23 protein-coding genes are annotated in these 19,837 nt (G+C 69.7%); 17 read left to right on the top strand and 6 right to left on the bottom strand.

The annotated features are described in order from the left end of the window. The first annotated feature begins 44 nt into the window (after positions 1 to 44). The 13 genes from A3CQ_RS0126415 to A3CQ_RS0126355 all read left to right on the top strand — a co-directional run bounded on the left by A3CQ_RS0126415 (position 45) and on the right by A3CQ_RS0126355 (position 13,517). Complete coding sequence (locus A3CQ_RS0126415) at positions 45 to 1,397, top strand: extracellular solute-binding protein (RefSeq protein WP_020513961.1); 1,353 nt, start codon at positions 45 to 47, stop codon at positions 1,395 to 1,397. Between the two features lie 2 nt (positions 1,398 to 1,399). Continuing rightward, positions 1,400 to 2,356, top strand: coding sequence for a carbohydrate ABC transporter permease (locus A3CQ_RS0126410; protein ID WP_211216687.1), 957 nt, complete (start codon positions 1,400 to 1,402; stop codon positions 2,354 to 2,356). Then, positions 2,353 to 3,174, top strand: coding sequence for a carbohydrate ABC transporter permease (locus A3CQ_RS0126405; protein ID WP_020513959.1), 822 nt, complete (start codon positions 2,353 to 2,355; stop codon positions 3,172 to 3,174). Before A3CQ_RS0126410 ends, A3CQ_RS0126405 begins: the two co-directional genes overlap by 4 nt. 55 nt (positions 3,175 to 3,229) lie before the next feature. Continuing rightward, positions 3,230 to 4,078: a cupin domain-containing protein gene (locus tag A3CQ_RS0126400; protein WP_026206225.1), complete on the top strand. Its 849-nt coding sequence runs from the start codon at positions 3,230 to 3,232 to the stop codon at positions 4,076 to 4,078. A 4-nt stretch (positions 4,079 to 4,082) separates the two neighbouring features. Then, a complete protein-coding gene (locus A3CQ_RS57705; RefSeq protein WP_020513957.1) occupies positions 4,083 to 5,204 on the top strand; it encodes an ROK family protein in 1,122 nt (373 codons plus the stop codon). 6 nt (positions 5,205 to 5,210) lie between these two features. Next, positions 5,211 to 5,639 carry a DJ-1/PfpI family protein gene (locus tag A3CQ_RS57700; RefSeq protein WP_084699220.1) on the top strand — a complete coding sequence of 143 codons (429 nt, stop codon included), beginning with the start codon at positions 5,211 to 5,213 and terminating at the stop codon, positions 5,637 to 5,639. Positions 5,640 to 5,770: 131 nt separating this feature from the next. Next, the gene (locus tag A3CQ_RS0126385; RefSeq protein WP_020513955.1) at positions 5,771 to 6,817 is read left to right on the top strand and encodes a phosphotriesterase family protein; all 1,047 of its coding nucleotides are present in this window, start codon (positions 5,771 to 5,773) and stop codon (positions 6,815 to 6,817) included. 8 nt (positions 6,818 to 6,825) lie between these two features. Beyond that, positions 6,826 to 7,488 (top strand): type 1 glutamine amidotransferase domain-containing protein, encoded by a 663-nt coding sequence (locus A3CQ_RS0126380; protein WP_040432875.1) that lies wholly within the window; start codon positions 6,826 to 6,828, stop codon positions 7,486 to 7,488. Then, positions 7,485 to 8,225, top strand: coding sequence for an SDR family NAD(P)-dependent oxidoreductase (locus tag A3CQ_RS0126375; RefSeq protein ID WP_020513953.1), 741 nt, complete (start codon positions 7,485 to 7,487; stop codon positions 8,223 to 8,225). The genes A3CQ_RS0126380 and A3CQ_RS0126375 overlap by 4 nt, the downstream gene beginning before the upstream one ends. 110 nt (positions 8,226 to 8,335) lie before the next feature. Further along, positions 8,336 to 9,190: a transglutaminase-like domain-containing protein gene (locus A3CQ_RS54040; RefSeq protein WP_040432899.1), complete on the top strand. Its 855-nt coding sequence runs from the start codon at positions 8,336 to 8,338 to the stop codon at positions 9,188 to 9,190. Positions 9,191 to 9,301: 111 nt separating this feature from the next. Then, a complete protein-coding gene (locus A3CQ_RS54035) occupies positions 9,302 to 12,484 on the top strand; it encodes an AfsR/SARP family transcriptional regulator (RefSeq protein ID WP_169516308.1) in 3,183 nt (1,060 codons plus the stop codon). A gap of 149 nt (positions 12,485 to 12,633) precedes the next feature. Beyond that, on the top strand, positions 12,634 to 12,780 hold the full coding sequence (locus A3CQ_RS61035) for a hypothetical protein (protein WP_020513950.1): 147 nt from the start codon (positions 12,634 to 12,636) through the stop codon (positions 12,778 to 12,780). A 56-nt stretch (positions 12,781 to 12,836) separates the two neighbouring features. Beyond that, the gene (locus tag A3CQ_RS0126355; protein ID WP_157296323.1) at positions 12,837 to 13,517 is read left to right on the top strand and encodes a hypothetical protein; all 681 of its coding nucleotides are present in this window, start codon (positions 12,837 to 12,839) and stop codon (positions 13,515 to 13,517) included. Positions 13,518 to 13,573: 56 nt separating this feature from the next. Here A3CQ_RS0126355 and A3CQ_RS54030 read toward each other — a convergent pair whose 3' ends face one another. After that, positions 13,574 to 13,948, bottom strand: a complete 375-nt coding sequence (locus A3CQ_RS54030) for a nuclear transport factor 2 family protein (protein WP_020513948.1) — start codon at positions 13,946 to 13,948, stop codon at positions 13,574 to 13,576. 98 nt (positions 13,949 to 14,046) lie between these two features. Here A3CQ_RS54030 and A3CQ_RS0126345 point away from each other — a divergent pair, with 98 nt between their 5' ends. Beyond that, on the top strand, positions 14,047 to 14,607 hold the full coding sequence (locus tag A3CQ_RS0126345) for a hypothetical protein (protein WP_020513947.1): 561 nt from the start codon (positions 14,047 to 14,049) through the stop codon (positions 14,605 to 14,607). Here the strand turns inward: A3CQ_RS0126345 and A3CQ_RS0126340 are convergent. Beyond that, positions 14,594 to 14,980 carry a RidA family protein gene (locus A3CQ_RS0126340; RefSeq protein ID WP_020513946.1) on the bottom strand — a complete coding sequence of 129 codons (387 nt, stop codon included), beginning with the start codon at positions 14,978 to 14,980 and terminating at the stop codon, positions 14,594 to 14,596. The genes A3CQ_RS0126345 and A3CQ_RS0126340 overlap by 14 nt on opposite strands. Positions 14,981 to 14,997: 17 nt before the next feature. Then, positions 14,998 to 15,543, bottom strand: coding sequence for a TetR/AcrR family transcriptional regulator (locus A3CQ_RS0126335; protein ID WP_020513945.1), 546 nt, complete (start codon positions 15,541 to 15,543; stop codon positions 14,998 to 15,000). A gap of 54 nt (positions 15,544 to 15,597) precedes the next feature. Between A3CQ_RS0126335 and A3CQ_RS0126330 the strand changes: the two genes are divergently transcribed. After that, positions 15,598 to 16,077: a DUF1772 domain-containing protein gene (locus A3CQ_RS0126330; RefSeq protein ID WP_020513944.1), complete on the top strand. Its 480-nt coding sequence runs from the start codon at positions 15,598 to 15,600 to the stop codon at positions 16,075 to 16,077. Between the two features lie 68 nt (positions 16,078 to 16,145). Next, positions 16,146 to 17,018, top strand: coding sequence for a TIGR03620 family F420-dependent LLM class oxidoreductase (locus A3CQ_RS0126325; RefSeq protein ID WP_020513943.1), 873 nt, complete (start codon positions 16,146 to 16,148; stop codon positions 17,016 to 17,018). Positions 17,019 to 17,036: 18 nt separating this feature from the next. On the opposite strand, the gene A3CQ_RS0126320 is transcribed toward A3CQ_RS0126325, so the two are convergent. Further along, positions 17,037 to 17,795, bottom strand: a complete 759-nt coding sequence (locus A3CQ_RS0126320; RefSeq protein ID WP_020513942.1) for an MBL fold metallo-hydrolase — start codon at positions 17,793 to 17,795, stop codon at positions 17,037 to 17,039. Between the two features lie 128 nt (positions 17,796 to 17,923). Here A3CQ_RS0126320 and A3CQ_RS0126315 point away from each other — a divergent pair, with 128 nt between their 5' ends. Beyond that, positions 17,924 to 18,367 (top strand): DUF2569 family protein, encoded by a 444-nt coding sequence (locus tag A3CQ_RS0126315; protein WP_245577338.1) that lies wholly within the window; start codon positions 17,924 to 17,926, stop codon positions 18,365 to 18,367. A 2-nt stretch (positions 18,368 to 18,369) separates the two neighbouring features. Here the strand turns inward: A3CQ_RS0126315 and A3CQ_RS61030 are convergent, their stop codons facing one another. Continuing rightward, positions 18,370 to 19,077, bottom strand: a complete 708-nt coding sequence (locus A3CQ_RS61030) for a VOC family protein (protein ID WP_169516307.1) — start codon at positions 19,075 to 19,077, stop codon at positions 18,370 to 18,372. 417 nt (positions 19,078 to 19,494) lie between these two features. Then, positions 19,495 to 19,779 carry a hypothetical protein gene (locus A3CQ_RS61025; protein WP_157296317.1) on the bottom strand — a complete coding sequence of 95 codons (285 nt, stop codon included), beginning with the start codon at positions 19,777 to 19,779 and terminating at the stop codon, positions 19,495 to 19,497. Positions 19,780 to 19,837: the final 58 nt, after the last annotated feature.

Below are 19,837 nucleotides of genomic sequence, written 5' to 3'. Positions count from 1 at the left end.
CACCACGATGCAGCCCCCCACGCCCCAGAAATGAAGGAGCTGTCATGCGAAACCGAACATATGGCGCCACCCGGACGCTTCTCGCCGCCGGCGCCGCCGTCGGCCTGCTGGTGAGCGGCTGCTCGTCCGGCGATTCCGGCGGCGACTCGTCGAAGGTCACGCTCGTCGTCCAGAACGGCATCGGCGAGGGCGCGGCGCTGCTCAACGCGTACGCGGATCTGAACAAGCAGTTCGAAGCCGCCCATCCGGGCGTGACGATCAAATTCGTCACCAAAAGCTTCGACGACCAGGTCTCCACGGCCAAGTTGCAGCTGTCCGGCCCCAACCCGCCCGACGTGACCCAGACGAACCAGGGCTATCAGGCCCTCGGCACCTTCGCCAAGGCGGGGCTGCTCACCAACCTGGACAGCTACGCCCAGAAGTACGGGTGGAGCAGCCGGCAGTCGTCGAAGCTGCTCGAGCTCAACGGCCACTTCAGCGCCGACGGCGTACAGATGGGCCAGGGTCCTTTGTGGGGCATCTCGGTGACCAACGCCTGGATCGGCCTGCTGATGAACATGGACATCGCGGGCCGGCTGGGGATCAGCGCTCCGCCGAAGACCTTCGCCGAGCTCGAACAGGACCTCGCGACCGCCAAGCAGAAGGGCACAGTGCCGTTCCAGTTCGGCTCGGCCAACGGCGAGATGGCGGCGTGGCTGCTCACCGAGCTGATCCTCGCCAAGGGCGGTCCCGACGCCGTCAACGACCTCGTGCTACACCGCAACAACCCGACCTTCAAGTCGCCGACGGTGACCTGGGCGGTGCAGACCATGCGGACCTGGGCCGCCAACGGCTACTTCACCCCCGACTACACCGCCTACAAGACCGACGAGGTGCTCGGGAACTTCGCGGCCGGCAAGGGCCTGTTCGGCCTGGGCGGCTCCTGGCTGATGCCGCTGCCGGGCTCGCCGGACCAGACGAAGAACATGAAGATGGTCGTCCTTCCCTCGGTCTCGGGCGACGGGCCGAACGCGGTCGCGGCCGGCGACATGCCGTGGACGATCCCGGCGCACTCCAAGCACCATGACCTCGCGGCCGAGTACATCGACTTCCTCGCCAGCGAGAAGGCCGCCGACGCGTTCCTCGCCACCGGGAACATGCCGTCGTTCGCCCCCGCCGACCTCGACGCCCAGCTGGGCAAGGCCAACCTGACCGGCCCGTCGGCGGACGCCATCAAGAACGGCTTGTCGGTCATCAACGAGGGTTCGCCGGTGCCGTACGTCGACTGGTCCGCCCCGGACCTGTACGACGCGATCAAGAGCGGCTTCGAGTCGATGGCGAACGGGTCGATGTCGGTCGACGCCTACGAATCTCACCTGGAAGACGCCTACGGCCCGTACGTCTCCTCGCTGAAGTAGCCGTGGTCGACACAGTGCTGGCCCGCAAAGAGACCGCGCCCGCCCGCTCTCAGGCCCGTCCCGCGACGGCGGGCCTGAGGCCGGGTGGACGCCGGGGGCGTCTGACGCCGCGGTTCATCGGCTACGCCTACCTGCTGCCCGCGTTCGCCGTCTACGCGGTGTTCCTGCTCGTCCCGTTCGCGCACAGCTTCTACCTCTCGTTCTTCTCCTGGGACGGCATCACCGACAAGAAGTACGTCGGGCTCGCCAACTACACGGACGCGCTGAGGAGCGCCGAGGTGCGGGGCGCCTTCACGCACGCCTTCGTCCTGATCGCCTTCTACGCCTTCCTCACCACCGCGATCGCGCTGGTGCTGGTCGGCATCATCGGCGGCATGCGGATCCGCGGGCTCGTGGTCCTGCGGACGATCCTGTTCCTGCCGTACGTGATCGCGCCGGTGGTCACGGGGGTGACCTGGCGCTGGCTGTTGTCGCCGGACGGTCCCGTCAACGGCGCCTTCCGCGCGGTCGGGCTCGGCAGCTGGGCCCGGCCGTGGCTCGGCGACTTCGACTGGGCGCTGCCCTCGGTGGGCGTCATGGGCACCTGGATGCTGTACGGGCTCGTCATGGTGCTGCTCCTGGCGGCCGTGCAGCGCATCTCGCCCGAGCTGTACGAAGCGGCGCGCCTCGACGGGGCCGGACCGGTGCGCGAGTTCCTCGCGGTGACCCTTCCCGGCGTACGCAATGAAATCGTGGTCGTGCTGGTGCTGGCCGTCACCGCGGCGCTGCGGAACTTCGACCTCATCTACGCGACCACACAGGGCGGACCCGGCACGACGACCCAGGTTCCCTCCTGGATGGTCTACCGGCAGGCCTTCTTCGTCGGCGACCTGGGCAAGGCCTCGGCCCTGGGCGTCCTGCTCACCGCGCTGATCATGATCCTCAGCCTGATCATCCTCCGGCCCTGGAAGCGCTCATGAGAACGTCACTCACCCAGTCCGTGGTCGCCCGCGTCATCCTCGTGGTGGCCGGCCTGGCCGCGCTCGCGCCGCTGATCGGCGTTCTGCTGATGTCGCTCGGCTCGCCGGCCGAGCGGGGCGGCAAGGTGAGCCTCGGCTCGCCGCACTTCGCGAACTTCCAGGTGGTGTGGAGCCAGGCCCAGCTGCCCGAGGCGCTGCGCACCAGCCTGACGATCAGCGTCGTGGCGACCCTGCTCACGGTGGTGCTGTCGGTCCCGGCCGGCTACGCGTTCGCCAGCTTCCGGTTCCCGCTGCGCGCCGTGCTCTTCGTCGTCATGCTCTCCGGGCTGATGCTGCCGAACGAGTCGCTCATCATCCCGCTGTTCCTGGACTTCCGGAACCTCGGCCTCGACAACAGCCTGTGGGGCGTCGTGCTCGTCGAGACCGGGCTGAGCCTGGCCTTCGGGTCGTTCTGGATGCGGTCCTTCTTCCTCACCGCGCCGGACGGGCTCGTCGACGCGGCCCGCACCGACGGGGCCAACACCTTCGTCATCCTCGTACGGGTGCTGGCGCCCCTGGCGCGGCCGCAGGTTCTCGCGCTGGCCGTCCTGACCTTCGTCTGGACCTGGAACGACCTGCTCGTCCCGCTGGTGCTGCTCTCCGGCGGCGGCTACGTCACGGCGCCGATGACCCTGGCCACCTTCCAGGGGCAGCACCTCACCAACTACGCGTACCTGTCGGCCGCGGCGCTGATGACCGTGCTGCCGGTGGTCCTGGTCTACGTGGTGCTGCAGCGCTCCTTCGCCCGCGGCGTCATGGCCGGGGCCGTACGGGAGTAGTCGCCCACTTTCTTGGCAACGAGTTCAGTCAATGTGTACAACCCGAAAGGCGATCATGAACGTGGAGACAAGCGTGGAGCCGGCCGTGCTGAGGTACCGGGATCTCGAGCGCCGCACGTGGGGCGACGAGCAGACCGGCCGGCTCGCGGACTGGTTCTACGCCGACGACGCCGAGCTGAACCTCAACATCGTCGGCATGCCGCCCAACGGGGCCGCGTTGAATTCGCCGGCCAACCCGACGATCTTCGGCGCCGACGAGCTGTTCTACGTGCTCGAGGGCACGATGGTGCAGTCGAACCCGGTCACCGGCGAGGTCTACGTCGTCAAGCCCGGCGAGGCGCTGTTCTTCCGCAAGGACACGTGGCACTTCCAGTGGAACTACAGCAACTCCCAGCTGCGGATGCTCGAGTTCTTCCAGCCCGCGCCGAAGGCCGGCACCGGCGGGAGCTACGCCCGGTCGCAGCCGCCGCTGGCCGGGCCGCCGAAGCAGGGCCAGGACGACCTGCTCGGCAACTGGCCGATGGCCCGCGACCTGACCCGCGACAAGACGGTCTGGATGATCCACGAGCACGACATCCTGTGGCGGATGGAGGGCACCGTACGCGGTCGCGAGATCCTGGTCGGCATCCTGGCCAGCACCGAGCACCTCACCGCGGGCAAGATGTCGTTCCTCGGCGGCCAGCGCAGCTGCGACTACGTCCACAACGGCGAAAAGATCGTCTTCGTCGAGTCCGGCAACCTGCACGTCGAGTTCCCGGGTACGAAGAAATGGGTCGAGCTCGACGCGTTCGACGGGGTGCGGATCCCGGCCGGGGTGAAGCACTCCTTCTACAACATGAGCGCGGACCCGGCGACGTGCCTGTTCAGTGTGGCCACGGACTACCTGCCGGGATGCGTCGGCTGACGGCGTGACATCCGACGAACCGGCGATCGGCGCCGTCGACTGGGGCGGCACGTGGATCCGTGCCGCCATGGTCGCCGGCGACCGCATCGTCCACAGTGAACGCGCGGCCCGCCCGCCCGCGCTGCCGCAGCAGTACGAGGTGGTCGCGGACCTCATGCGGCGGTGCGCCGCGGCGGTGGGACGGCCGCCGGCCGCGATCGGGGTCGGGATAGCCGGCATCGTGCAGCGCGGCCTGGTGGTGTCGGCCCTCAACCTCGGCATCAACTCGCCGACCGACGTGGCCGGCGGCATCCGCTCGGCGGCCGAGGTGGCCGGTGGTATCAGCTCGGCGGCCGAGGTGGCCGGTGGTATCAGCTCGGCGGCCGGCGTGGCCGGCGGTGTCGGTTCGGCGGCCGAGGTGGTCGGCGGTGTCGGCTCGGCGGCCGGCGGTGTCGGCTCGGCGGCCGGTGGTGTCGGCGATGTGGCGGGCGTGCCGATTTTCGTCGTCAACGACTTGCAGGCGACGGCGATCGGCGTGGCGGGCCGGTGGCCGGACGGGCTGACGGCCGTGATGAGCATGGGCACCGGTGTCGGCGGTGCCGTGCTCGACCGCGGGCGCCTGCTGGCCGGCGAGGGCGCGGCCGGCGACTTCGGGCACATTCCGGTGCAGCCGGATGGCCCGAGTTGCCCCTGCGGCGGCGCCGGTTGCCTGGAGATGCTCGTCTCGGGCCGGGTGCTGTCCGAGGTCGCGCGGCAGCTGGGCGACACCGGCCGGAGTCCTTTCCTCACGGCGCGGCTGTCCGGCGGGCGGCCGTTGCATGCCGGCGATCTCCAAGACGCCACCGATGCCGGTGACGAGGCGGCCATCGCGGCTCTCGAGCGGGCGGCCGCCACGTTCGCGGCCGGGCTCCGCACGATCGTGGCGACGGTGGACCCGGCCCGGATCCTGCTGGCCGGGGCGCTGCTGGCCGAGGACGCCGCGTTCGGCCGGATGGTGCGGCTGCGGTGGGAGGCCGCGCGGCCGTTCTGGTGCCGCACCCCGCTGATCCACGTGCCCGACGACGTGGACGCCGCGCTGCGGGGAGCGGCGTCCTTCGCCGCGTCATTTGGTTCGAATATCAGACCAGCAAATGGAAGAGAAATGTGATGAACCATGTCATTGCATGACCGCTCGATCGCCGTGCTCGCCTACCCCGGCTATCAGGAACTCGAGTTCTGGTACCCGGTCCTCCGTTCCCGGGAGGAGGGCGCGACCGTCCGGATAGTGGCGTCGTCGGAGGCGGGCTGCGAGAGCCATCTCGGCTATCCCGTCGTCGGTGACGCGGACGCCGCGGGGGTCGACGTCGACCACCTGGATGCGCTGATCGTCCCGGGCACGGTGACCGGCCGGCCGGCCCTCAGCGACGACCAGATCCAGCTCATCAAGGCGGTGCGCGCGGCCGGGCGGCCGCTCTACGCCATCGGTACCGCCGTCGCGACGGTGGCCGACCTCGTCGGGTCGGTCGACCCCGACGGCACCGCCGCCGACGCCGACGAACTGCCCGACTTCATCCGCCGTCTGCGTGCCGATCTCGCGGCCTGACTTGATCTGCCGTCTGCTCGCCGATCTCGCGGCCTGACCTCATCCGCGGCTTGCGCGCCGATCTCGCGGCCTGGCTTCATCTGCCGCTTGCGTGCCGATCTCGCGGCCTGACCTTTGGAGGAAAGAAAAGTATGCGTGTCTTTCGGACTGTCCTTGGGGACGTCCCGGCCGAATCGTCCGGCCGGATTCTCACCCACGAGCACCTCCTCTACGGATACCCGGGCGCCGAGCTCGACCATCGGACCGTTCTCGACTACGACAACGCCGTCGGCCGGGTCGCCGATCAGGTCACGTCCGGCATGACACCGAACGGCTACGGCACTCTCATCGACATGACCCCGCCGGAGGTGGGGCGGCACCCGCAGTTCATGGCCGACGTGGCCAGGCGAACGGGAGTCAACGTCGTCGCCATCACCGGCTTCTTTCCCGAGCGCATGGGAGTTCCGTACTACTGGCGGCGGCAGACGCGCGAGGAGCTCACCGAGTTCTTCGTCCGCGATCTGACCGAGGGCATGGTCTTCGCCTGGCAGCAGACTCCGTACCGGGCCGGCGCCATCAAGATCGCGACCGGCCAGGAGAGCGTCACGCCGAAGGCCAGCCCGGTCGGTGCGCACGGGCGTCACGTCCACGAGGTCGAGGACCGGGTCATCCGCGCGGCGGCGCACGCGGCGATGCAGGTCGGCTGCGGCATCAACACGCACATCGACCCGATGGACTTCGAGGTCACCAACCCGGGACGCGAACAGCTGGAGATCCTCGCCGAGGAGGGCATGGACCTCTCCCGCGTCATCATCGGCCACGCCTTCGTCCCGCCCCAGGTCGAGATGATGCGGGAGATCCTGAAGATGGGGGCGAACGTCCAGCTCGACCACATCGGAATCCCGTGGCGCGTCGAGAGCGCCGAGGAACTCGACGAGGCGATGGCGGACGCGCTGGTCGAACTCATCGCGGATGGCTACCTGGATCGCATCGTGCTGTCGTTCGACCGCTGGTTCTACAACCCGCGATCGACCGAGACGGCAGACGATCCGAAGCTCGAGAACGAGAAGGTGGACCTCAACTACATGTTCACCAGCTGGGTTCCCCGCCTGCGAGGCAAGGGCGTCACCGACGAGCAGCTCGACGCCATCATGATCCACAACCCCCGTCGCATCCTGTCGATCGACGCCGAGAAGTAGGCCGGAAGATGAGAATCGAAAACGCGCGAGTGGCCGTACTCGTCGAGAACATGTACCAGGAACTCGAGCTCTGGTATCCGGTGCTCCGGCTCCGCGAGGCCGGGGCGGCCGTCACGATCGTCGGGCCTACCGCCGGCGAGGTGTACGCCAGCAAACTCGGCTACCCCGCGGTCGCCGAGGCCGGCATCGAGGACGTCGATCCCGGCGACTTCGACGCGGTGGTCGTTCCGGGCGGCTTCTCGCCCGAGTACCTGCGCCGCAACCCGGCGATCGTCGACTTCGTCCGGGGCATCGACGGCCGGGGCGATCCGGTCGCCGCCATCTGTCACGCCGGCTGGTTGCTCGCCACCGCCGGCATCGTGAACGGCCGGAACGTCACGTCCGTCCCGGTCATCAAGGACGACGTGATCCACGCGGGCGGGAACTGGCGGAACGAGCCGGTCGTCGTCGACGGCAACCTCATCACCTCGCAGCTGCCGAACGACCTTCCCGCCTTCGCCCGTGAGATTCTCCGCGGGCTCGAACGGATGCCCGAACGTGAGAAGCCCGGACGAAGCTTTCCCCGGAGCTCGGCCGCGTACCACCAGACGGCGCTGCTGAAGAACCGTGCCCAGGCGGCCGGCTCGGCCAACTACCGCGCGTACGCCGTGCTGCCGGGGGAGAGGGCATGACCAGTGTCCTCGTCGCGGGTGGCGCGACCGGGATCGGCCGGGCCTGCGTGCGGGCGCTGCGGGAGCGCTCGGTCGACGTGTACCTGGCCGACGTCAACATGGCGGCGGCCGACGCGGCCGCCGCCGAGGACCTGCCGGGACGTGTCGTCATCGGCCGGCATGACCTGGCCGGGCCGGACGCTGCCCGCGAGGCGGTGGCCGCGGCCGTCGGGGCGTACGGCCGGCTCGATGGGGTTGTCGTCACGGCGGGGCTGCACGTCGTCAGCGCCGTGGAGGAATACGCCCTGGCCGACTGGGACCGCACGATGGCCGTCAACGTGCGGGCGCCGTTCCTGTTCGCCCAGGCCGCGGCCGCCCCGCTCGCCGAGACCGGTGGCAGCATAGTGTTCACCGGCTCGACCGCGGCGTTCCGGGGCAGCCGGGGGACGTTCGCGTACGCCGCGTCCAAGGGCGCGCTGATCAGCATGACCCGGGCGCTTGCCGTGGAGCTGGCGCCGCGCCAGATCCGGGTCAACTGCGTGTGTCCCGGATGGATCGACACACCGTTCAACGAGCCGTACTGGGCGATGCAGCCCGATCCCTCGGCGGCGCTGGGTGCCTTGCTGTCCCGGATCCCGGCGGGCCGGCAGGGCGCCCCCGCCGACGTCGCTGGTCTGATCGTCTATCTTCTCGGCCCGGCCGCTGGTTATATCACCGGTCAATCGATCGTCGTGGACGGCGGCTTGCTCTCCGCCTGAGCGGCCGACTTGCCGGCCGGGGAACGTGCCTCGGCCGGGCTTCTCGGAAATGGTGAAAACAGGACCAAAATGTCAGTAGGCTCCGCGAACCGATGGGATCGGAGTCGCAGATGACCACGCTTGGGTACTATGCCGAACCCGGGCCATTGACCACGGCCGGGCCGGGCGCGACGGCCCTGGCCGCCCTGCCGTCCCGACTGCCCGACCTGGCTGGCGCCGTTCGCGGCCTCCTGACCCACGAAGCCGGGTCTGCCCGGTCGGCCACCGGCCACCTTCGCGCGACCCGCCAGATCCTGGACCGCATCCTCGCCGCCGATCCGCGACCGCTCACCGAGCCGCGTCCCGCCGCCCGGCGGCTCGCCGGGTGCTGCCGCCATTTCACCCTCGTCACCGTCGCCGCGCTGCGTGCCCACGGCATCCCGGCCCGGGCCCGCTGCGGCTTCGCCCGGTATTTCACCCCCGGCCGGTACGGCGACCACTGGGTAGTCGAATACTGGAATGCGGCCGCATCACGCTGGGCTCTCGCCGATTCCCAACTGAGCCCCGAACTGTGCCAGGCGCTCGGCATCACCTTCGACCCCGGCGCTGTGCCACGGGAGCAGTTCGTCGTAGCCGGTGACGCGTGGATTCGTTGCCGCACGGGCGATCTCGACCCGGCCCGGTGCGGCCTCGAAGGCGAGGGCCAATCGGGATGGTGGTGGATCGCCGGCAACCTCGTACGGGACGTCGCCGCGCTCGCCAAGATGGAGCTTCTGCCCTGGGACATGTGGGGCTGCATGCCAGGCCCCGGCGACTCGATCAGCGACACACTCGCCGAGGAGTTCGACCAGGTCGCCACGCTCACCGCCGACCCCGCCACCGCCACCGAAAGCCGCGCCCGGTACGACGACGAACGGTTCCGGGTCCCGGCGTACGTCCATAATTTCGTCCGTCAGACGAATGAACCGGTATTCGAGACCATCTGACGAACAGACCAGACCGTTGATCGAACCTTCGGGTGTCTTGAATCGGCCGGTCGGAGCAGGTATGCCAGGAGAGGCGGCGCCCGTGTGGACGCTCGCCCGAGGGTGGTCACGGTGCACGTCGAGTTTCGGGTTCTTGGCGATCTGGCAATCGACCTCGACGGCCGGCCGGTCGACGCCGGTCCCGCGCGGCAGCGGTGCGTGCTTGCCGCCCTGCTGACCGATGCCAACCGCCCGGTGCGAATCGACGACTTGATCGGCCGGGTGTGGGACGACCGGCCGCCGCAGCGCGCACGCTCCACCGTGCACACGTACCTGTCCCGGCTCCGGCGGACCTTGGCCCCGGCGGGCGTCGGCATCGCTCGTGGCCCCGGGGGATACGTGCTTGCCGTCGATCGGTCGACGGTGGATCTTCATCGGTTTGACGAGCTGGTGAGGCAGGCGCGGGAAGCCGGTAGCGACGCGGCCGCGCTGGCGTTGTGGGAGGGGGCGCTGGCGCTGTGGCATGGCGACGCTTTCGCGGGCCTGGAGTCGCTGTGGTTGTCCACGGTCCGCGCCGACCTCGACGGCCGGCGGCTGGCGGCGCAGCTGGACCGCAACGACGTCGCTCTCCGCCTCGGCCGTCACGGCCAGCTGCTGGCCGAGCTGACCGCGACGGCGGATCGTCATCCCCTCGATGAGCGTCTGGCGGGGCAGTTGATGGTCGCGCTGTACCGCTGCGGCCGTCAGGGCGCCGCCCTCACCCACTACGACCGGGCGAGACGGTTGCTCGCCGATGAGCTCGGCGTCGATCCGAGTCCACCGCTGCAGGAGGTGTATCGCCGGATCCTCACCAACGAGTTGGGCGTGCCGTCAGACGCCGAGCCCAGTACCCGGACGCCCATGCAGTTGCCGGCCGACGTATCGGCCTTCGTGGGCAGAACCGAGGAGCTCGCCCGCCTCGACGCCGCCCGGTCCGGTGCGGCCGACGCCGTCGTGATCTCGGCCCTTTCCGGTACCGCCGGGGTGGGCAAGACCAGCCTGGCGGTGCATTGGGCGCACCGGGTGAAGGCGATGTTCCCGGACGGGCAGCTCTACATGAACCTGCGCGGCTACGACCCTCAGCGGCCGGTGTCGCCGGCCGACGCATTGGCCGGTTTCCTGTACGCGCTCGGCGTGCGCGGCCAGGACGTCCCGCTCGACGCGGATGCTCGCGCGGCTATGTTTCGCACCGAGCTTTCCGGGCGCCGGGTGCTCCTGGTGCTCGACAACGCGAGCAGTGTCGAGCAGGTACGGCCACTGCTGCCCGGCACCAGCACCTGCCTCGTGATGGTGACCAGCCGCGATTCGCTGGCCGGGCTGGTCGCAGTGCATGGCGCCGGGCGGCTGGACCTGGACGTCCTGTCGTACGAGGACGCGGTCTCCCTGCTCCGGGCGCTCATCGGTGATCGGGCCGAGGCCGATCCCGCCGCGACCAACACGCTGGCCGGCCTGTGCGCGCGGCTGCCCCTCGCGCTGCGAATCATCGCCGAGCACGCTGTCAGCCGCCCAGCCGTCCCCCTGGCTGACCTGGTCCAGGAGCTGACCGGTCGGCGGCCGCTCGATGTCCTCGACGGCGGCGACCCACACGCCTCGGTCCGCAGTGTGTTCTCGTGGTCCTATCGGCATCTGGCGGCGGACGCCGCCCGGGCGTTCCGGTTGTTCGGCCTGCAACCCGCCGCGGACCTGGAGGATCGGGCCGTCGCCGCGCTTGCCGACGCCGATCTTGCGGGCGCGCGACGGTTGCTGGACACCCTGGCGAGGGCGCACCTGATCCAACCCGTCGGCGCGGCGCGGTACACGATGCATGACCTGCTGCGGGCGTACGCCGCCGAACTGGCGGCGGAAGACGATGACGTGGACCGGCGTACGGCACTGACCCGGCTCCTCGACCACTATGTGGCGGCCGCCACGCAGTCCGCGCAGGCCCTTGCGCGTACGCCGGCCGACGCGGCCGCGGCCCGCGACTGGCTGGATGCCGAGCGGGCCAACCTCGTCTCGGTGTGTGCTTTCGCCGCCCGCCATGGCTGGCACCGGCACACCGTCGCGCTCGCCCATACGCTGGCGGATTACCTCGACTCCGGCGGGCACAACGTCGACGCGCTGTCGATCGGCACGGCCGCCCGCGACGCCGCACACAAGCTCGGCGACAGAGCCGCGGAGTCGGCCCTGCTGTGCGTGCTCGGCCATCTGCACTGGATCCTCGGCTCCGCCGAACGGGCTGTCGGGGAGTTCCGGCTGTCCGTGTCGCTGTGCCGGGAAGCCGCCGACCGGGCCGGCGAGTCGGATGCGCTGCACGGCCTCGGCCGGACGTACCAGTGGATGGGCCGGCACGACGAGGCCGAGGCGTACCTGCGGCAGGCGCTCGCGATCTCGCAGGAAATCGGCTCTCCGTCCGAGGTGTTCGTCCTCAACGCGCTCGGCACACTGTACGGGCGGCTGGGACGGTTCCGGCCGGCACGCGAGCATCTCCGCGACGCGCTCGCGTCCGCCCGGCAGAGCGGATGGCCGATCGCCGAGATGCATACGCTGCACAACCTGGCCATGCTCGTCGCGTGGCACGGGCCGTTCGACGAGGCGCTCGCGTACGCCGAAGAGGCACTGAATTTCGCCCGCCGTCTCAGGCGCACCGCCGACGAGACACAGGCGCTGACCGACCTCGGCATCGTGCACACGCGGTTGGGCCGGCTCGATCAGGCCGCCGGCGAGCTCGACCAGGCGCTGGACCGGTGCCGGCGGATGGGCCTGCGCATCGAGGAGATCCGGGCCGGGTACAACCTCGGGATTCTCCACGAGCGCCAGGGCCGGCTCCCGTCGGCGGCCGTGCACCTGGAGCGGGCGCTCGTCCTCTACCGCCGCACGGGTGAGCAGCCCGGCGTCGCGGACGCGCTGCACGCGCTCGGCGTCGTGCACACCAAGGCCGGCCGGCCCGAGCTCGCAGCCGACATGCACCGCGACGCCATCGCGATCTTTCAGCAGCTCGACCATCCCGCCGGCGAGGCACTCGCCCTCAACGGCCTCGGCGAGGCCCTGTACGCCGCCGACCAGGCCGGGCAGTCCCTCGGCGAGCACCAGGCCGCACTCGCCGTCGCCACGCGGATCGAGGACCGCCACGAGCAAGCGCGAGCCCATCGCGGTATTGCGAGCGTCCGGCTCGCGGACGAACCCACGCTGGCCCGCCATCACTGGACGGTCGCGCTCGACCTGTACATCGCCTTGCGCTCTCCGGAGGTCGCGACCGTGCGGGAGCATCTGGCCAGGCTGACCGCCAAGGCCTGACTCCTCAAGCTCGCCGAGGCCCCTGGATCTCGGTGGCGGTAGGCCCTGCCCACACGCCCCAGCCTGCGAATTCAAGAAACCGTCAACGATCGGCCAAACCTGGGCGGCCAACCTTCGGGGATCGGACAAGCAGATCCGGGAGGATCGAAATGACCATCTCACGCACATTCCGCATCGTGCCGCGTCACCGGACCTCCGCCCACCCCCGTCGTGACCAGACCTCGCGCGCGCGGCGAGACGCCGAACGCATCAACGTCCTGTGGGCCACCGGGGTCTGGCCGGTCATCTGGCTCTGACCGGAGCGGCTTGCGGCTGTCTCCCGCCGCACACCTGAAAGGCAGGCAAACTCGAAATGCCGGAAGACAGAGAACTAGTGCCATCCTCGGATGACGCCGAGAATGACGACACTCTCAAGCCGACTGTCGCCCTTCTTCGCGGCCTCAATCTACTGCCGGACGAAGGCGACCTCGAAAAAGCCGGGAAATTCTCATCGGCCTTCAAAGGGCCGCCGGACACCGTCGCCCTGATCGAGGCCGGCGCCACCGCGGCCAGCAAATGGTGGGCTGCTGGTCTCGGTGGCGGCGTGATCGCGGCCTGGGTGGCAGTGCGTGAATGGTGGGGCTCCGCGACCGCAGCGAACCAACAAGTCTCGCTTTGGGCTGCGGCGATCGTGACAGCCGCCGCCATAGCTGGCATCGCCTATCTCCTGGGATCCGACGTCCGTGGGCGCGCGGCGGTGGCGACCGAGACAGTCCGCGCACGCGCTGACGTCGCTGAGGCATTCGTCAGGGCGGCAGACTGCGCGCACGACAAAGTGGCAATCGAACGCGCCCCGGCTCAGGCCGAGCGCGGTCGTGTTCTGGTGGTCGCCTTGCCCTTGTTCGCGGTTCGACACGTCCGCCTGGCGGGAAACGACGAGAAGGGGTGGCGCGCGGTGGCGCTCGCCACCGACGCGAACGGTCAGAATCGGTATCTCATCGCCAAGGGCGCGACACACGAGTGGGTAAGGGTGGATGAGGTTCACCTTTGCTGACGCCGGCCGGCCGCACTCGATCAGCCGGTACGGCCGGGAGGATCGGCGTCGCTGCCTCAGTAGTCGGCAGCAGTGGTCTTCTGGCTGAATGCGCATTGCCAGGCCTCGCCCATCCGGACGTACACCTCAGTGATCCACTCGTCGGACTCGTACGGTGTGCCGTCCCAGGTGCCCGAGCTTGTCTTGCGGGCAGTAAGCAAGACGGCGTTCGATGCGAGCGAAACCCGTTCGCCGCCGGCCACGACCATCGTGTGATGCACCAGCCGGCCGGTCGCTATCCAGTCGATGACGTCGGCCTTCGGCGTGGCGCCGGTCGGGCCGACATAAACCCAGTCGTCGGTCATGAAGGTGGCGATGAGAGGCGCGTCGTTGCGAACCAGGGCCGCGTCCCAGGCGGCCGACACCGCCCGAACATCGTCTTGGACCGTCATGGCTTTCCTCCCTTGATCCAGCAGATGCCGAATCTAGCCGCAGCGACCGACAAGTCGATCGGGCCCTGCCCACGAAGCCCGGCGCTAGAGTCGGCGCCGTGGAGAAGCTGCGGCAATCGCGCCGTGACGGCGGCATCACCGCTCTGGTGGAGGGGTTCTTCGGCGCGGCCTGGTTCGGCTGGGGGCAGGCGGCCCCGCCGGCGTGGCTGAGCCCGTGGCTGACAGTCGGCAGCGTGGCCGCGCTTCTCGTCGCGATCGCCGGGGCGGTGGTGGGCTTCACGAGTCCGGCCTCGACGGCGGCGATCAACAACCGAGAAGCCGGCCGGCGGTACGGGATCATTGTCGGTGTGGAGTTCGGGCTGGCGGGACTGGGTGCCGCCCTGCTGGGGGTGCTCGGACAGGCGGACTACATCCCGGTGTGGATCTGCGCCGTGGTGGGCGTCCACTTCGTACCGCTGGCCGCGGTGTTGCGCGACCGGAACCTCATTCCCCTGGCCGTCCTGGTCGCCGCCACCGCGGTGGTGGCACTGGTCGCCGGCCTGGTCACCGACGTGGCGCCCAGCACGGTCACCGGAGTCGGCGCCGGGCTGTCGCTGACGGTCTTCGGCCTGCTCGCCCTGATCGGTGCGTTGCGCGCCAAGGCGATCACGACGCCGTGACCGTGGCGATCGCCTCGATCGAGATCAGCAGGCCGCGCGGCAACTGGACGCCGGCCGGGGCCGAGCGGGCCGGCGGCGGGTCCGGCATGTGGGCCGCGTAGATCTCGTTGATGGTCGCGAAATCGGCCACGTCCCGGTAGAAGATCGTGGTCTTGACCAGGGTGGACAGCGACGCCCCGGCCGCGGTGAGAACCGCCTCCAGGTTGCGCAGCGCGAGCCGGGTCTGCTCGGCGATCCCCTCCGGAATCTCGCCGGTGACCGGGTCGATGCCGGCCGTGCCGGAGCAGAACACCAGGCCTCCGGCCACGATCGCCTGGCTGTACGGTCCGATCGCCGGCGGCGCCTGCCCGGTCGAGATCGCTTGTCGTTCCACGGTTCTCCTCTATTCGGTCAGGAGGGCAGTCGCCCGGGACGGAACAGGCCGATCAGCATATCGACCCGGGCCGCCGCGTGGCCGGGCCGCAGCCGGTCGTGCCGGGACAGGTCGGCCAGGCCGTGCAGCGCGCTCCACAAGATCTCCGCCCCGGTCTCGTCGCCCATGGCCGCCAGCAGCGGGGCGAATCCGGCACGCAGCTGTTCGGGCGTGGTCGGCCGGGCGAACTCCAGGTCGGTCGGCATCGAGAACATCGCCTCGTACGTGGCCGGCGCCGCACGGGCGAAGTCGAGGTACGCCGCGCAGAGCTCGCCCAGCCCGTCCGCCGCGGTCAGGAGCTCGGCGAGCCGGCCGAAGCCGTCCAGTGCCACCGCCCGGATGATGCCGTCCCGGCCGTCGGGGAAGTGTCCGTAGAGGACCGGCTGGCTGAAACCGATCGTGTCGGCGAGCCGCCGCACGGTCACCGCCGGCCACCCGTCCACCTCGGCGATCTCCCGGGCGGCGGCGACGATCCGATCCCGCCGCCCGGCCCGGGCCAGTTGCGCTTTCGTTGGAGCCTTCACATCTCCATCCTAGCAGTGCTAGATTTCTAGCAACGCTAGATTCTGGGAGGAATCATGACCGTACTCGTGGACGTCCTCGCCACCGTCGCCGCGCTGGCCACGGCCGTCATCTTCGGCACCGACACGCTCGGCGCGCTGGTCATGCGCCCGACCTACGCCGCGGTCGACGACGCCACCATGACCCGGGTGGTGGGCGTGTCCCACCGCTACGGCAACGCCCGCATGCCCCTGCCCGGCATCCTCAGCGTGGTGGCCGGCGCCGCGACCACGCTCGTTGCGTTCCTCACCGGCCGCCCCGCCGCCGGCGTCGCCGCCGGGATCGCCCTGCTCCTGCTGCTGATCTGGCTGGTCCTGTTCAACCGCGTCTCGCTGCCGATCAACAAGGTCTTCATCGAGGCGGCCGAGGCCGGCCGGGTGCCGGCCGAGGCGCGCCGGCTTCAGGAGCGGTGGGACTCGATCATCAACCTGCGCGCGACCCTCCAGGGAGTCGCCCTGCTCGGCTTCTGCCTCACGCTCGCCCTGGCCGCAGTCTGACACGCCGAGGTGCGAGCCTCGTCACTACACGGAGGCTCGGGCGTACGGCCGGTAGTAATTTTGCCGTCGTGACCGCGACCGCGGAAATTCGGCAGGCACTTGGCCGGCTGGGCATCTGGATGCCGCCCATGCCGGCGCTGGGTCTCGACCCGGCCCAGTTCGGGAAGGCGATCGAGGCGGCGGGCTTCCGCTCGGTGTGGTTCCCGGAGGTGAACAGCCCGCAGAGCCTGGAGCCACTGGCCGCGGTCCTCGCCGCGACCGGCCGCCTGATCGTCGGCACCGGCATCGCGAGCGTGTGGACCTGGGACCCGGCCGACCTGGCGTCCCGCGCGGACCGGCTCAGCGAGCGTTACCCGGGCCGGTTCATCCTCGGCCTCGGCAACAGCCACGCGCGCATGGTCGAGTCGCTCGGTCAGGCGTACGAGAAGCCCTATTCCAAAATGGTGCAGTTCCTGGACGCGTTCCCGCCCACCCGGACACCGGTCGTGCTCGCCGCGCTCGGCCCGAAGATGCTGCGGCTCGCCCGGGAGCGCGCGCTCGGCGCCCACCCGTATTTCGTGCCACCCGGGCACACGGCGTTCGCGCGACGGACGCTCGGGCCGGAGCCGCTGCTCATTCCGGAGGTCGCCGTCGCCCTCGCGCCCGGCGCCGAGGGGGAGGCAAGTGCCCGCACCTCCGCCAAGTACTCCCTCCAGCTGCCGAACTACACCAGCAACCTCAAGCGTCTCGGCTTCACCGACGAGGACCTCGGCAACGACGGAAGCCCACAACTGATCAAAACCATCATCCCGTACGGGCCACAGCCCGCCGCCGAGCGCATCCGCCAGCACCTCGGGGCGGGCGCCGACCACGTTGTCGTCCAGCCCCTCGGCGAGGGCGGCAACTTCGCCCCGGCCGACCTGGAAAAGCTCGCGGCCCTGGTCCCCGATCTGCTCTCCTGAGCCCGCCGGCGGACGCCGTCACAGTGTCGCGGCCAGTTTCTGCAGTTCGCCGGACGCGTTGACGAGCACCGGGCTGCCATGGCCCGGCAGGATCGCCTTGATGTCCATCGTGGCCAGTTTCTTCACCGACCTGGCGGCCCGGAACGGGTCGGTCGTGTACTTCGGGTCGGAGCCGGTCAGCGAGCCGGTGTTGGTGCGCAGCGCGTCGCCGGAGACGAGCACGCCGTTCGACGGATCGAACACCGAGATGTGCCCGAGGGTGTGCCCCGGCGTGTCGATGATCTGCAGGCCGAACACCTCGTCGCCCTGCTTCACCGGCTTGAGCTTCGTCTTGGTGATGATCGCGTCGACGTCCAGGATGCCGGCGTAGAACGACGCCTTCACCACCGTGGACACCGCCTCCAGCCCGCCCACGTGATCGTCGTGCTGGTGGGTGAGGATCACGTGTTTGACAGCGGCCCAGTTCTGCCCGGCCGCCTTGAGCCCCTGCTCGATGGAGGACTCGGAGCCCGGCATGCCAAGGTCGACGACGGCGACCTCCTTACCGCGGACCAGCAGGTAGGCGGAGACGTAGGACATGTTGACCTGTTTCCAGCCGCCGATGCCGGCCGGGCTGGGCGGCGGCGCGGACGGCGTCGCCGCCGCCGCCGAGGAGCCGGACTGAGAGTGGGACGAGTTATCGGCGCAGCCGGCCACCGTGTTCAGCACGGCCACGCCAAGGACCCCGGCGCCGGCCGTGAAGAACAGGCCACGCCGGGAAAATCTGCCATCGGTCATGCCGCATTCTCTCAGCGCGGCGACGCGAACAGTGACCCCGCGCGACGGGTGGAGCTAACACCACCACGGGAGCGGGTGCTACCACGGTGGACCGCCCGGCCGCCGGGCCGAAGGATGGGTGTGTGGTCATGCACCCGACGGAACGGATCCCCACCGGTCAGATATCGAAGGAGCAGCCGATACGTGGCTGGCTCATCGTCTACCTCGTCGTCCTGGCCGGGCTGGCCGCGCACGGGTTGGAACTGACCATCGCGTCCCTCATCATCGCCGCCGATCCTTCGCTCGTCGGCCTCGCCTCCTTCGTACCGGCGCCCGCATTGGTCTTTTATGTAACGTCGAATGCGCTGCTGATCCTCTACACCATCTACTTGTTTGTGCTCATGCTCCGGAGAAAACGGTCCGCCATCGCGCACAACGTCGTATTCAATGCCCTGTCGGTGGCTTTCCTCCTGGCTTGGCACGTGTTTCACATGAAGTCGACCCTCGGCGTGGCGATCGACACCATTCCGAATATCGTGATGGCCGCCTACATTCTCACCTCCAAGCGAGTCGAGCGAACCTTCCGGAGGTAATCTCAGCTCTGGTAAAGATCGATCCGGTTCCCGCTGGGGTCGGCGATGCACGACCATCGCGGTTTCCAGGGCGTGTCCACCGGCGGGTGTACCTCGGTGGCGCCGGCCTCGACGGCACGCCGGTGCGCAGCGTCGACATCGGCGACGAACAGGCCGAAGCGTGAGGTGCCGGCCGGCCCCTCGTGCGCCCCGTGGTCGGTGGCCTCATGCGCCACGGTGAGCAGGAAGAAGTCCTCGCTCGGCCAGGTGCCGAACTGGAATGAGGACACCTCCTCCTGGAAGGCCGCGTCGAACGCTTCCCGGTAGAACCGGATCGCCTCGGCGAGGTCGGTGACGTTGATCGTCACCTGGACGATCCGTGGGGTCTTGAGCTCGGGCATCGTCACTCCGTGTTCGATGTAGTAGTCCACCGCGCGGACGGTGCGGGACAGGGCATCGGCACGTTCCAGCAGCTGTTGCCGGTGCCGCAGCAGAACCGTGCGCAGCGATCCCGCGTCGGGGTCGGCCAGCGCCACCCGAACGGCGTCAAGCGGCAGGTCCACCCGACGCAGCGCGCCGATCATCATGGCTTGGCGAACCTGCTCGGGCCGGTACCGCCGATACCCGGTCGCCGCGTCGACGACCGCCGGCCGCAGCAGCCCAACCTCGTCGTAGTGCCGCAAGGCATTGATCGAAAGCCCGCTGGCCATGGCAAAGACACCGATGCTCATGAGATCGCCGCCGTTCACTCCCACAGCATCCAGTCTCGGGCTACCCGAGAGTCAAGCCGCCCCCCCACGCGCGGTTGGCTCGGCATCGTTCGCGCCGGCCGAGGCTGTCGGCCATTGTTTGGATGATTGGTCAAGCAACTGGCTGCGCGATTCCGGGTCGGTTTCCGGAATTGGCATGATCCTTCATTGGCGAACGCGGTGCCGGGTGCGGGAAAATAGTTTATGCGGTACCAGCAGCTTCAGTTGTTCACCCGGCCGGCAACCGCTGCCATGCGCGACCGCACCAAAGCGCGTAACTATTCCCCAGCAAAAGAAGAATTCCGCCGCGAGCACGCCCGTCGCCGGCGGTGGGGCCTTGCCCGGCGGCACGCGCAGAAACTGTGCCGATCGCGCGGCTGCTCCTGTGAATGCGCCGCGCTAGGCCTGCACGACGACGCCGAGGCCGCCCCGCCGCTGATCTGGCCAGACGAGGCAACGTGTGCACGCCGCCCGCAGACCGCACCGCGCGCCGAGCCCGCACGCCAGGCCGAGGCCGCCGCTCAGGCCGAGCCCGCACGTCAGGCCGAGGCCGCCGCTCAGGCCGAGCCCGCACGTCAGGCTGAGGCCGCCGCTCTGGCCGAGCCCGCACGCCAGGCCGAGGCCGCCGCTCTGGCCGAGCCCGCACGCCAAGCGGAAGCCGCTGCTATGACCCCGCCCGCACACCAGATGAAGGTGCTGCCCGGACCGAGCCGCACGCCGGGCGAAGGGCGCTGCCCGGACC

Source organism: Paractinoplanes globisporus DSM 43857, from assembly GCF_000379645.1.
GTDB classification, from domain to species: Bacteria; Actinomycetota; Actinomycetes; order Mycobacteriales; family Micromonosporaceae; genus Actinoplanes; species Actinoplanes globisporus.
The sequence above is the reverse complement of the archived record's forward strand: the minus strand, read 5'-3'. Positions and strand labels throughout refer to the sequence as shown.

Bases quoted from the DNA above. Each gene is read 5' to 3' on its own strand.
- A3CQ_RS0126415 (WP_020513961.1), top strand. From the start codon at position 45: ATGCGAAACCGAACATATGGCGCCACCCGGACGCTTCTCGCCGCCGGC.
- A3CQ_RS0126405 (WP_020513959.1), top strand. From the start codon at position 2,353: ATGAGAACGTCACTCACCCAGTCCGTGGTCGCCCGCGTCATCCTCGTG.
- A3CQ_RS0126400 (WP_026206225.1), top strand. From the start codon at position 3,230: ATGAACGTGGAGACAAGCGTGGAGCCGGCCGTGCTGAGGTACCGGGAT.
- A3CQ_RS57700 (WP_084699220.1), top strand. From the start codon at position 5,211: ATGTCATTGCATGACCGCTCGATCGCCGTGCTCGCCTACCCCGGCTAT.
- A3CQ_RS0126385 (WP_020513955.1), top strand. From the start codon at position 5,771: ATGCGTGTCTTTCGGACTGTCCTTGGGGACGTCCCGGCCGAATCGTCC.
- A3CQ_RS0126380 (WP_040432875.1), top strand. From the start codon at position 6,826: ATGAGAATCGAAAACGCGCGAGTGGCCGTACTCGTCGAGAACATGTAC.
- A3CQ_RS0126375 (WP_020513953.1), top strand. From the start codon at position 7,485: ATGACCAGTGTCCTCGTCGCGGGTGGCGCGACCGGGATCGGCCGGGCC.
- A3CQ_RS54040 (WP_040432899.1), top strand. From the start codon at position 8,336: ATGACCACGCTTGGGTACTATGCCGAACCCGGGCCATTGACCACGGCC.
- A3CQ_RS61035 (WP_020513950.1), top strand. From the start codon at position 12,634: ATGACCATCTCACGCACATTCCGCATCGTGCCGCGTCACCGGACCTCC.
- A3CQ_RS0126355 (WP_157296323.1), top strand. From the start codon at position 12,837: ATGCCGGAAGACAGAGAACTAGTGCCATCCTCGGATGACGCCGAGAAT.
- A3CQ_RS54030 (WP_020513948.1), bottom strand. From the start codon at position 13,948: ATGACGGTCCAAGACGATGTTCGGGCGGTGTCGGCCGCCTGGGACGCG.
- A3CQ_RS0126330 (WP_020513944.1), top strand. From the start codon at position 15,598: ATGACCGTACTCGTGGACGTCCTCGCCACCGTCGCCGCGCTGGCCACG.
- A3CQ_RS0126320 (WP_020513942.1), bottom strand. From the start codon at position 17,795: ATGACCGATGGCAGATTTTCCCGGCGTGGCCTGTTCTTCACGGCCGGC.
- A3CQ_RS0126315 (WP_245577338.1), top strand. From the start codon at position 17,924: ATGCACCCGACGGAACGGATCCCCACCGGTCAGATATCGAAGGAGCAG.
- A3CQ_RS61030 (WP_169516307.1), bottom strand. From the start codon at position 19,077: ATGAGCATCGGTGTCTTTGCCATGGCCAGCGGGCTTTCGATCAATGCC.